Below are 12,241 nucleotides of genomic sequence, written 5' to 3'. Positions count from 1 at the left end.
CTAGCCCAATAGAATAGGACACAATAAAACTTTTGGTAGCAACTAGCTAAAGAAATAACGTAATCCGTCGATAATTCCGGCACGCCAGCAAGCAAAATCATGTCCACCGCTATATTCGCGGTAAGTATGTGCGATATTTTTTTCTATCAACAGCTTCTTAAAACCACGATTCCAAGGCAATAGATAACCTTCATAGGTACCTACTTCCAAGAAAATATCCAGGCTTACTGCAGGATTATGCTTTGACCATTGAACTAGTGCAGAACCTTCTGTTGCCGGATCAGTTTCGTACCACCAAAAAGATGCTGACTGGATGATTGCTTTTTGAGCTATGTGCGCAGCAACCCGAAGTAGTTGGGCGGCGGCAAGCCCACCAAGAGAAGCACCGGCGATAATACAGCGATCTGGCTGTGGAATGGACATAAAAGTAGAAACCCAAGCTAGTCCAGTATCAAGTAACCAATTTGATAGTGCTTTTTCTTTTCCCAAGAGCAAAAAGCGTTTTTCCTCTTGGGTCGGAGTAATAAAAAGAACGGCAGTAGTAGCAGTTAGCTTATCGCTTTGTAGTTCTTCGAGTAACGGATAATCAGTTAGATAGGTTGCACCATCACTAAGAATGAGTAGTGAATCAACTGTTTCCGGTACAAAAAGTGCGGCATCAATTTCGCCATCAATATCTGCGGAATACGCGCGCATATGGTGTAGTGGTTGTGTATTAGGTGAGAAACAAAGTAGCGATCTCGTACGAAAAGAAAGCACACTACGAGTTTGAGAGGTTTTAGATACTGGTACTTTTTCCGGTAAGGATCCAGCAATATCTAATGGTAGTGCCTGGTTAAAGAGTTCTTTCCATTCATAACGGGTGCGCTTAAGAGCCAACTCAGATTCATCAATACGCAAAATTTCGGTAGTGGCTAAAAGATCTGCGGGAAAAAGATAACTAGCACAATGAAAGTCTTTGCCCTCAATACTTACTATCGGCAAGATGAAGTCAGTGAGATCAAACTTATGCGCATGCGTTAGAGAAGAAATAATAAGTACCATGTGTTCACTAGCATCAAAGCATGGATATAACAGCGTTAATATTTCGTAATCGTGATCTTGTGCAGGACTAATTTTAAAACCACCAGTATGTGGTTTTAGCTGAGCTAGTAATTGCGTAGCAATAATGCGCGTTTGTTCAGTTTCAAGTCGTGGCGGTGCCGGTGCGGTAAAAGTTGATTCCTGGATACTACGAATCCAGTTTGAAATATCAGTGTCAGGTTTTTGGGTCACTGCGTACGTCCTTAGAGCGGAAATTCCTGTGCAGGTAGCAACTAAGAATAAATATTCTGTGGAATTGCTAAGAAATAGAAAGTTATATAGTTGAGCCTACCCTTTGATGGTTATAATTTTTCAGTGGATAATGGGTTTTATAGATATTCTCGCATTGTAAGGTCGCATTAATAGCGAAAACTAGTCAAGCATCAGGGAGGGTATTACTAAAAAGGCGGTTACTAGTTCTTGGAATAAGTGTGATTGTGCTTTGTGGGTGCATCATTGGTTCTTTTATTTTTGGTTCTTCAAATATTTCCTTTGCTGATGTTGTCCATAACTTACGCTACCCAGATGATTCGCATGATAGTTACATCATTAATGAGCTAAGGAAAACACGTACCATTATTGGTCTACTAGTGGGGTTTTCGTTGGCCACTGCAGGTGCAGTTATGCAGGCTATTACCCGAAATCCACTCGCTGATCCAGGTCTTTTAGGTGTTAACTCTGGTGCATCGCTGGCGATTGTCATTGGGATGCTGATGGGAGTAGGAACTAGCATCACAAGCCAAGTGTTTTTGGCTTTCATCGGTGCATTATGTGCCAGCATAATGGTGTATGTCATTGGCACACTTGGATATACAGATGCATCACCGGTGCGTTTGATACTAGCTGGAATTGCTTTTTCTACCACTAGTGGTGGCATTATTGGTGCAGTTCTTATTATGAACCCACATGTTTTTGATGCATTTCGTTTTTGGGATGTAGGCGCATTAACCCGGGTAGATATTTCATTATCTGCACTTTCCATTCCAATAATTATTGGCACTGTAATTATTGCTTTTATTTTTCCAGCATTGTCTACGCTAGCGCTTGGCGACGATATTGCAGCAAGTTTAGGAACCCGAGTTGTGTTAACTCGCACGTTAGCTTTAATTGCTTTGACATTATTGTGTGCTACTGCAACTGCGGCTGCCGGGCCGATTAGTTTTGTTGGATTAATGATCCCTTATTGTGCACGAGTGCTTATGGGGGAAAGTTATGGTTGGATCATTATTTCCTGCGCCTTACTGGGTCCGATTCTTGTATTAAGTGCGGATATTTTGGGCAGAGTTATTATCCGTCCCGCTGAAATGCAGGTGGGTCTATTGACTGCTTTTGTTGGCGCGCCAGTGCTTTTATATCTAGTTATCACAATGAAGAGGGAGACAAAATGACCTCGTTTGATGCTGTAGATACTACTGATATTGGTAATACTGTGCATGCTGTGCAAGATAGAGCACTTTCATTAGAAAAAGAGCGTGCACCAACGTATATGCTTTGGTTAAAAAGAGGTTCATTAAGCATAATTTTAGATCGTAGAACGACCAAAATCACGATAACGATGGCATTGATAACTATTGCTGTTGGTATTTGGGTCATTGGTATCGGCGCGGCATCTGTTTCTTACCAGGAAGTTGTGGATGTTTTATTAGGTGGTGGCAGTACAAGTCACCGATTAATCGTAATACAGTGGCGTATTCCTCGAATCGTAGCGGCTATAGTCGTAGGAATTGCTCTTGGAATTGCAGGTAGTATTTTTCAAACCATTACGTATAATCCCTTGGCCAGTCCAGACCTTATTGGGTTTACTATGGGCGCGCAGACCGGCATTTTATTAGCAGTGATCATGTTTGGTAACTCTTTGGCCGGGATAACAATTTTTTCATTAACCGGTGGGTTGATTACCGGAGCAGTTATTTATGCATTAGCCGCTCGTGGTGGTTTTTCTGGACTGCAACTTATTCTTGGCGGTATTGCGATTAGCGCTATGCTGAGTTCTTTTAACCGGTGGCTTATTGTGCATGCTGATGCAGATACTGCTTTTGGTGCAATGAAGGCGATAACGGGCACTTCAGCTAGGGCAAATTGGGAGATAGTGCTGCCATGTGCAATTGGTATTGGATTGATTGTTGGTGCAACGTTATTTCTCCAACCATCGCTTGAAGTACTTTCTTTGGGATCCGAGTTAAGCACAACCTTGGGTGTGCATCGTAATCTTGTGCAAGGTTTATTAGTGCTATTGGCAGTAGGCTTGGTTGCCTTTGCGACGATTATTGCTGGCCCAATTTCTTTTATTGGTCTGCTCGCTCCACATATTGCTAGGAAAATATGCCGGAGGTCTGATGCCTCATTATGGGTTTCTGGATTATGCGGTGCATTATTGCTGCTTTTTGCAGACTTATTAAGCCAAACACTCGTAGATAACCTGCCGGTAGGTATTGTGACTGCAATAATTGGCGGTTTGTATTTTATGGGGCTGCTCATTACGGAAGTAAGGAGAAAATTATGAGCCCGCGTTTTGTACTTAACGACGTTAGCTTTGGGTACTCACAACGAATGATTTTTAACCAGCTTAATTTAGAAATTCCTGGTGGAGAGTTCACCGTTATTGTTGGACCAAATGCTTGTGGTAAATCAACTTTATTAAAGTCACTGGCACGAATTTTAAAACCTGAGGCGGGAAATATTTTACTTAATGGCAGTGATGTTTTGTCATTGGGTACTAAAGAATTTGCACGTCAAGTTGGTTTTCTTTCTCAGAGTGCTGTTGTTCCAGAGAAAATGTTGGTTCGTGATTTAGTCGCACGAGGAAGATTTCCACATCAAAGTGTTTTTCGGCAGTGGAGTAGAGCTGATTATGAAGCTGTTGAAAAAGCTATGTTTTTGACTAAGGTGTCCGATCTACAAAACCAATATGTTGCTGAGCTTTCCGGTGGACAACGCCAACGGGTATGGATTGCAATGGTGTTGGCACAGGATACCGAGACAATTCTGCTTGATGAGCCAACAACTTTCTTAGATCTTAGACACCAGATTGAGATTTTAGAGTTATGTCGCATACTGCATCAGCAGCAGAAACGAACCATTGTTGCGGTGCTGCATGATCTTAATCAAGCAGCACGTTATGCGACACATTTAATTGCTATGAACCAAGGTGCAGTAGTAGCGCAAGGAAATGCTAGAGAGGTAGTTACCGAAGATGCTGTTGAAGAAATTTTTGGGTTACCGGCAAAGGTTGTACCTGATCCTGTTGTAGGTACCCCATTAGTTGTTCCCTTGGAATTCACGACTGAATTGGATTCCAAGTTATCTTAAGGAGTTAAAAATGAAAGTACAGGTACTACCCAAAAAGGGCGCTTATGTTGTATTAGCATTCGTGTTGGTTTTTGGTTTATTTCTTAGTGCGTGTTCAGTATCAACGAGTCAATCTGGCTCAGATAGTTCTAATAGTGTTACTAGTACTGGCAGTGGACAGTGGCCTCGTACTATTGATACTGATGATGGTGAACTGACCTTAGTTGATCAACCCACTACAATCGTCTCTACTTCAACAACACTAACCGGTAGCTTATTAGCTGTTGGAGCACCAGTAGTAGCTACTGCGGCAACAACTCCTAATATTGATGAACTAAGCGATGATCAAGGTTTTTTACTCAGTGGAGTCAAGTTGCTAAGCAAGCAAACGTCGAAAAGCTCTATGAGAATAGTTCGCCAAATCTGGAAAAGTTATTGAGTATTCTCCCGATCTTATTGTTGTTTCCAAAAACAGCGGCGATTCTGTAATGGATAGCGTTGATCAGCTACGTAAGATTGCCCCGGTACTAGTTATTGATTATTCGGGTGCTTCTTGGCAAGACGTAACCATGAAGATTGGTGAGGCAACTGGTTATGAAGAAAACGCTAAGAAGGTTATTGCTGATTTTGATCAGCGTTTAGCAGAAGTAAAAGATAAGATTACGGTGTCAGAAGGTACTACCTCTGCATTTATTATTTTTGGGGATGGCAGTGGAGCAGCAGCATTAACTATGCAGGCTCCGCAGGTACAGATTCTTCGTGATCTTGGATTTAGCATGGCAGAGATTCCAGATTCCGTGAAAGGCGATACCTCTATGGGCGCTAATCGACAAGATATCGTTAGTCTTTCTTTAGAAAATGTACAAAAAGGTTTGGTAGGCGATACGTGGATCGCAATTGCTGCAGATGAAAAAGCGCGACGTGCTTTAGTAGAAGAAAAATCCTTTAGCACTGCCCCTGCTGTGATGACTGGTCAAATTTATACAACTCCCGGTGAAACTTTCCGATTGGATAGTTACTCGGCCAATATTTTGTTGGATTCATTAGCTGAATCTTTTACCCAGTAGATTTGTATAGCTTTAAGTTAAAGTATTTCGCCTAGGGCATATATTTTCGTTATACGGATAGGAAACACAATTGTGTACCTATCCATTTTCGTGTTAATAAAGCTAGCTTTTTAGCCGGTTGGTGACTCTTAGATGGGTACTTTGGCTATTAACCCACTTTGGCTTTTCGTTAAAATTTAGACAGTGCTTTGTAGACTTTTTATACAGTTCATCCTTTAAATAAGTAATGATTTTCTATCACTAAAATATATTACTATCGGGGCTTTTGTGCTGGATGTGGTTATTGTGAATAGTGCTTGCGTGTGCAAGAAAGATCATTTTTCCGACTTAAAATCCGACCGTTTCACAAAAGTGGCATGGATCACTAAAAAATTTTTCTTTGAAAAATAGGCACCATAATTGCATTACTAACTATACGTCCGTAGTTTAATTTTTTCTTTAAAAAATAGTCTTTTACCTGCCATTTTTGTAATGTTAGCGGGTGAGTTGGTGAGGGTGGGTGGGTACTGTTTTTGTTTTCGACAAGGATGGGTTTCGCTTTGGTAACGGTTCAATAACGGCCGAAATTTTACACATGGGTGGACAAGCTTTGTTGTAGTTTCGTAACCTAATCGAGACATTGAAAACGCGGCCAAGGAGTCGCAGCCGTCGATAAGTGAAGAAAATTGTAGATCCGTTCTTAACTAGATCGCTCCCAATCCAAGTGAGTGTGAAGTTGAAGAGCCCGGAAGTAGCGAGAGACTAGTGCCACGTCACTTCATGGGTAGGGAAGTAAAAGATTTGGAGAAATTCGTGGCTAAGCACCGTCGTCGCTCTCAAAGCACCGTACGTAATACAGCGGCAGCATCCGCTGTTGCACTCAGCACTACTGCAGTACTGGCAAATCCTGCACAGGCAGTTGAAGTTGCTATCCCTGGCACCGATCTGTCGGTTGATATTGCTGGTATAGACAGTGTGCAGGCTTTGGCTAATGCTTCAGGTATTGAGCAGTGGATTCCAGCGCTTAATGGACAGGGTTCATCTGCCGATTACTCTGCTGTGGTCAATGCACCATCTTCTGCAACTGCACAGGTTCAAACTCAGGCGGTTGGTGAGCAAATCGTTGCAGCTGCTCGCACTAAGATTGGTGCTCCATATGTTTGGGGTGCTGCTGGCCCTAGCGCTTTTGATTGCTCTGGTTTAACCTCTTGGGCTTATTCTCAGGTTGGTAAGAGCATTCCACGTACTTCTTATGCGCAAGCTGCTGGTGGCATGCAAGTTTCTCGTGATCAGCTCCAGCCGGGCGATATTATTGCCTTTTACTCGGGTGCCTCACATGTAGGTATTTATACTGGCAATGGAACTGTTATCCATGCTCTCACTCAGGGAACTCCGCTATCGGAAACCTCCATTGATTACATGCCATTCCATTCGGCTGTACGTTTTTAAAAACTGTTGCTAGAAGTTTTTACTGCCTCACTTCGGTGAGGCATTTTTGTATTTCTTATTTTTGCTTCACATCTAGTGCAGTCACAGAAATATTCATTAATCACTTGCGTTTCTCTTTTGTCGTGGAATGCATAGTTTTTGCTTTTGAAAGGCTATAGTAAGAACTTGATTTTTGATGCTGGAAATAAGATGTAGGGGCAAGTTCAACGTGAAGCTTTCTTTCCGCAAGCAGGTTATTGGCGTAAGTCTTATCGCTGCGATAAGTATTGCTACCGGGGGATACTCACTAGTTAATGCCCAGGATGTGGAAAATCTTATTGTTAGTATGGATGAGATTTCGCATCTAGTTGGTGCAAAAAATGAAGAGGTCAAGCAATTAGAAATTGATCTCGAAGAAGCGCAAAAAGAACTCGATGCATTGCGTGGTCAAGTTGATATTGTGACAAGCCAAGCGGATGCTGCTAAAGCACAAGAAGAAGCATATCGCGGTGAAGTTAATCGTATCGCCGGTGCGCTATACCGTGGGCATCACATTGATCCACTAAGCAATGCATTGGGTGCAGATAGCCCACAAAATGCCATTGATCGGGCTGCATATTTGACTATTTTGAGTAAATCAACCGAGGAAGCTGCGACGGTATTATCTGCTGCAACCAAAGAGGCAGCAGATGCTCGTAGTGAGGTAACCCGTGCCGTGGCTGCACTGACTTTTCAACAAAAAGCAATGGCAACTCAGCGGATTCACTTAGATAAGGAACAGGAAGCCCTTAAAGCACGTACTGAAGAAATTATGCAGCAGGTACGTGGGTTGAGTCCGGCTGATAGACAGCGTTGGATTGATAAAAATGGCCCTATTGAGTATTCCATTGCTGGGCTAAGCAGCACTAATGAAGCCGGTTTAATCGCCTTGCAGGCCGCTATGACAAAATTGGGCTCGCCTTATGGTTGGGGCAGCATTGGACCAGATGCTTTTGACTGTTCTGGTTTAGTGTATTGGGCGTATCAGCAACAAGGTAAAACAGTGCCACGTACTTCGCAAGCACAGATGGCTGGTGGGCAGGCAGTGTCTCGGGAAGAGCTACAACCTGGCGATATTGTTGGTTATTATCCAGGGGCTACACACGTGGGTATTTATGCCGGAAATGGCATGCTTGTTCATGCCTCTGATTACGGAATCCCGGTGCAGGTAGTTTCGGTGGATTCGATGCCTTTTTATGGCGCACGCCGTTATTAGTGCCTAAAAAAGAACGTGAATAAGTACATGGCACGGGTGTTATTAGTAAGCAACGATTTTCCGCCTACTATCGGTGGCATTCAATCATATTTACGTGATTTTGTTGCCGCGTTAGATCCGCATGATGTCGTTGTTTTTGCTTCGACACAAGATAGGGTTGCAGCCGAGCTTTTCGATGCTCACGTTCCATATCGTGTTTATCGGCAACATCGAAAAGTTATGCTGCCTACCTGGTCGACAATTCGCACCATGCAGGAAATCATTCGTAGAGAAAAGATCGATACAGTATGGTTTGGAGCTAGTGCACCATTAGCGCTTATGGCAAGGTGGGCAAAAGCTGCCGGTGCGAAGAAAATAATTGCGACTACTCACGGCCATGAAGTGGGCTGGTCGATGATTCCAGGGGCTCGTCAAGTTTTGGGTGTTATTGGTCGCAATTGTGATGTTGTGACCTACATTGCCGACTACACTTTGCGTCGATTTAAAAAGGCTTTTGGCCAAGTTTCTTTTGAGCATCTTCCCTCAGGCGTTGATATTGATCGATTCCACGTTCCCGATGCGGTAACTAAGCAGCAATTGCGTGAACAGTTTTGTTGGCAAGAGTCCCTGGTGGTGCTTTGTAGTTCTAGGCTAACTTCGCGCAAGGGGCAGGACATGTTGATTAAAGCCTGGCCAGCAGTAGCAAAACAGCATCCTCATGCGCGATTAGTTATTATCGGTGCTGGTTCATATGAGGCGAAACTACGTGCACTTGCTGCTGGACAAAACAGTATTGAATTTGCTGGCCGGGTTAGTGAAGATACATTAGTAAAATCCTTGCAAGCTGCAGATATCTTTGCAATGCCAGTACGCACTCGCGGTGGAGGGCTAGATGTTGAGGGCTTAGGGATTGTTTATCTTGAAGCTCAGGCCTGCGGTTTACCTATTATTGCTGGCAACTCTGGTGGGGCTCCAGAAACAGTAAATGCAGAAAGCGGCATTGTTGTTGACGGCAGGAGTCTTTCTGAGCTCATTACTGCATTGCATCGGTTGTTATCAGATACAGAATTACGGGCAAATATGGGTAAAGCCGGTCGGGAAAACGTCGAAAAGCACTGGCAATGGGCAATTATGCAGCAGCGACTACGCAGATTGATTGAGCCTTAGAATGACAACCGTTATACTTGGAAAGTTACGCTAAACGATCGAAAAGGCAGAGTACATGTCCGAGAATGGGTCAATGACGACCATAGGCTTCGATATTGGCGGCACAAATATGCGGGCAGCAGCTATTGATCCTAGGGGCAACATTGTAGAGTCCCACAGTATTGCTTCTCCTCAAACCGAAGAGGGAATGCAGCAGGGGATTGTCTCGCTTGTCGACGAATTAAGCAAAAAGCATGATATTGCTGCAGTTGGTCTAGCTGTGGCCGGTTTTCTTGATCCAGAATGCGAAACAGTACGTTTTGCCCCGCATTTGCCTTGGCGCGATCGTCCGGTGCGTCGAGAACTAGAAGAACTTCTGGGTATGCCAGTTGTTTTAGAACATGATGCGAATTCAGCTGCCTGGGGTGAATATCGTTTTGGCGGGGCACGCGGTAATGATAATTGGGTGCTCTTCGCCCTTGGCACTGGAATTGGTGCGACTTTGCTTAACGATGGTGCTATTTACCGGGGTGCTTTTGGTACTGCACCAGAATTTGGTCACCTTACAGTTGTTCCCAATGGACGAGCCTGTGCCTGTGGTAAAAGTGGTTGTCTAGAACGGTATTGTTCTGGTACAGCCTTAGTAGATACTGCGCGAGAAATGCTTGCTGAGCTTCCTGGAAAAACCTACTCACCGTTGGCAGCGCTTGCTGCACGTGGAGAGCTCAAAGGTAAGCACATTACGCAATTTGCTCGTGAGAATGATGAACTTTCTTTGGCTGTACTTGCAGAGTTTTCGCGTTGGTTAGGAATCGCTTTGTCGATGGTGGCAGATGTGCTTGATCCAGGGCTTATTCTGATTGGCGGTGGGGTTTCTCGTGATGCTGACTTGTATTTACCAACTGCGGTAGAGCACATGGCCAGTTCGATTGTTGGCGCTGGATACCGTCCTTTGGCAACTGTTTCCTGCGCAGAATTAGGATCTGATGCCGGTATGATTGGAGTAGCAGATTTAGCTCGGCAGCGTGTAAGTAGGGTAGTGCAATGAATAATAGGTGGTATTCGTTTTTTAAATATGTCCTTCTAGGTCCGGTACTACGTCTTTATAATCGTCCGACTATTGAAGGCAGTGAACGTATCCCAGCTACTGGTCCTGCTATTTTGGCATCGAACCACCAAGCGGTTATGGATTCTTTTTATCTACCGCTTTTGTGCCCCCGCCAAATAACCTTTCCCGCCAAAAGTGAGTATTTTACTTCCACTGGTTTTGTTGGACGGATGCAAAAATGGTTTTTTAGTGCAGTCGGCCAGATCCCACTTGATCGCACTGCCACTAATGCCGGTGAAGCTTTAATGAATGCCGCCAAAGAAGTTTTAGAACGCGGCGATCTTTTTGGGATCTATCCAGAGGGAACTCGTTCTCCAGATGGGCGAGTATATAAAGGTAAAACTGGAATGGCGCGAGTGGCTTTAGAAACCGATGAGCTGCTTATCCCAGTAGCTATGATTGGGACTCGAAATGCCAATCCAATTGGTTCTTGGTGGCTTCGCCCGGCAAAAGTTGCAGTGCGTATCGGTGAACCTATTTCTCCGCGTTCTTTCGTTAAAGAACTAGGTATGCAGCACACTGATCCAGTGGTGATTCGCGCGCTTACCGATCACGTTATGCGTGAATTAGCGCGTCTTACCGGCGAAGAATATGTTGATATTTATGCTTCCGAAGTAAAGAAGCAACTTACAGAAAACAAAGGTCACCCTGATACAACAACTTCAAAGTAGAACTAGGTATTCAGATTCTTCGTGGGGTAATCTTGATTGTTGCCCTAATGAAGAAAAATGAAGATGAGATACCTTAGATGAATCAGCGTATGGCATGGCCCGATATTGCCCGTGGCATTTCTATTGTTGGCGTTGTTATTCTTCATGTTGGGCTTGTTGTCCCCTTTGGCTGGGAAACAAATATTGCATTAGCTAATGAATACCTCATTCCGTTGCGTATGCCGATCTTCTTTATGGTCTCGGGATTTTTCTCAGCCAAAATATTGCAGTATCGCTTCGCAGAGTTAGTAACTCGTCGACTGTGGTTCTTATTGGTTCCATATCTTTTTTGGACACCATTTGAATTGTGGTTTAAAAGCCTAGAGCGTTGGTATGGTAATGGTTCCCCAATGCCGGGGCGCGATTTTTACTATAACAATGTGCTTTTAGGCGGAAGCATGTATTGGTTTTTGCATGCGCTTATCCTTTTTAATCTCATATTATGGGCGAGCCAGTTCTTAGCGGAATGGTTACGGTATGTGCTGGTATTAGCAATTATTGTATGTGCGCCAGTTATCGTGCCGGTGGTAAGCGAATATACCGGGTTGACCTTTTTAGGTAAGTACTCGATTTATGTGCCGGTTTTCTTATTAGGGGCATATTTTAAACCGATGATTATCTGGTTTGCCGATCGAGCATTATCGCCAGGTGCTTTAGTTTTTACTTTACTAAGCTTTTTAACTGCTAGAGATATTACTTCGTGGGTATGGCCACAGATTCACGATATTCGTTTTGATATTTTGCAGCGGTGTTTATCAGCATTACTGCATCTGCCACTAGCGATTACCTTGGCAGTTTATGTTTCTCGGCTACCAATAGTAAGTCAGTTTTTACAAAAAATCGGCCAAAACACCTTAGGTATTTATATCGGACATCAATTAGTAGTTACCGCTACTTTTGGTTTTTTTATTTTGCATCGCGATCAAGAAATTTCTTGGGATGCTACTTCCATGCTGTATCGACCAACGTTTTGGGTGATAAGCTGCATTATTCTTGGCCTTGGTGGGGGATATTTGTTCGGTAAATTAGCTACCGTACCGGTAATTGGGTGGACATTGCATCCACCGGCGATTAATAGATTGACTTCTTCGGAAACTAGCCAGCAGCTAACCGAGGCATCGTACCGACTTAAGCAGACATAATCGGCAATTTTTGCTACTGGCTACTTGGTTTTGGTCACAGAAAAAACAACACTAGA

At 43.7% G+C, this 12,241-nt stretch carries 12 protein-coding genes; 11 read left to right on the top strand and 1 reads right to left on the bottom strand.

Annotated features, from left to right (window positions below):
• Positions 1-42 precede the first annotated feature (42 nt).
• Positions 43-1,275, bottom strand: coding sequence for an alpha/beta hydrolase (locus UL82_RS06965; RefSeq protein ID WP_046439942.1), 1,233 nt, complete (start codon positions 1,273-1,275; stop codon positions 43-45).
• Between the two features lie 239 nt (positions 1,276-1,514).
• On the opposite strand from UL82_RS06965, the gene UL82_RS06960 reads away from it, so the two are divergent.
• The 11 genes from UL82_RS06960 to UL82_RS06915 all read left to right on the top strand — a co-directional run bounded on the left by UL82_RS06960 (position 1,515) and on the right by UL82_RS06915 (position 12,185).
• A complete protein-coding gene (locus UL82_RS06960) occupies positions 1,515-2,471 on the top strand; it encodes a FecCD family ABC transporter permease (protein ID WP_197719653.1) in 957 nt (318 codons plus the stop codon).
• Positions 2,468-3,586, top strand: coding sequence for a FecCD family ABC transporter permease (locus UL82_RS06955; protein ID WP_052735908.1), 1,119 nt, complete (start codon positions 2,468-2,470; stop codon positions 3,584-3,586). Before UL82_RS06960 ends, UL82_RS06955 begins: the two co-directional genes overlap by 4 nt.
• Positions 3,583-4,392: an ABC transporter ATP-binding protein gene (locus tag UL82_RS06950; protein ID WP_052735907.1), complete on the top strand. Its 810-nt coding sequence runs from the start codon at positions 3,583-3,585 to the stop codon at positions 4,390-4,392. The genes UL82_RS06955 and UL82_RS06950 overlap by 4 nt, the downstream gene beginning before the upstream one ends.
• Before the next feature lie 10 nt (positions 4,393-4,402).
• Positions 4,403-4,810 carry a hypothetical protein gene (locus tag UL82_RS11045; protein WP_126316999.1) on the top strand — a complete coding sequence of 136 codons (408 nt, stop codon included), beginning with the start codon at positions 4,403-4,405 and terminating at the stop codon, positions 4,808-4,810.
• 49 nt (positions 4,811-4,859) lie between these two features.
• Positions 4,860-5,438 (top strand): ABC transporter substrate-binding protein, encoded by a 579-nt coding sequence (locus UL82_RS11040; protein ID WP_232009538.1) that lies wholly within the window; start codon positions 4,860-4,862, stop codon positions 5,436-5,438.
• A 792-nt stretch (positions 5,439-6,230) separates the two neighbouring features.
• Positions 6,231-6,866 carry a C40 family peptidase gene (locus UL82_RS06940; RefSeq protein ID WP_046439938.1) on the top strand — a complete coding sequence of 212 codons (636 nt, stop codon included), beginning with the start codon at positions 6,231-6,233 and terminating at the stop codon, positions 6,864-6,866.
• A 175-nt stretch (positions 6,867-7,041) separates the two neighbouring features.
• Complete coding sequence (locus UL82_RS06935; RefSeq protein WP_052735906.1) at positions 7,042-8,100, top strand: C40 family peptidase; 1,059 nt, start codon at positions 7,042-7,044, stop codon at positions 8,098-8,100.
• A gap of 27 nt (positions 8,101-8,127) precedes the next feature.
• Complete coding sequence (locus tag UL82_RS06930) at positions 8,128-9,246, top strand: glycosyltransferase family 4 protein (protein ID WP_046439936.1); 1,119 nt, start codon at positions 8,128-8,130, stop codon at positions 9,244-9,246.
• Positions 9,247-9,301: 55 nt separating this feature from the next.
• The gene (locus tag UL82_RS06925) at positions 9,302-10,273 is read left to right on the top strand and encodes an ROK family glucokinase (RefSeq protein ID WP_046439934.1); all 972 of its coding nucleotides are present in this window, start codon (positions 9,302-9,304) and stop codon (positions 10,271-10,273) included.
• Positions 10,270-11,004: a lysophospholipid acyltransferase family protein gene (locus UL82_RS06920; RefSeq protein ID WP_046439932.1), complete on the top strand. Its 735-nt coding sequence runs from the start codon at positions 10,270-10,272 to the stop codon at positions 11,002-11,004. Before UL82_RS06925 ends, UL82_RS06920 begins: the two co-directional genes overlap by 4 nt.
• A 77-nt stretch (positions 11,005-11,081) precedes the next feature.
• Complete coding sequence (locus UL82_RS06915; RefSeq protein ID WP_052735905.1) at positions 11,082-12,185, top strand: acyltransferase family protein; 1,104 nt, start codon at positions 11,082-11,084, stop codon at positions 12,183-12,185.
• Positions 12,186-12,241 lie beyond the last annotated feature (56 nt).

Source organism: Corynebacterium kutscheri (genome assembly GCF_000980835.1).
Lineage (GTDB): Bacteria > Actinomycetota > Actinomycetes > Mycobacteriales > Mycobacteriaceae > Corynebacterium > Corynebacterium kutscheri.
The sequence above is the reverse complement of the archived record's forward strand: the minus strand, read 5'-3'. Positions and strand labels throughout refer to the sequence as shown.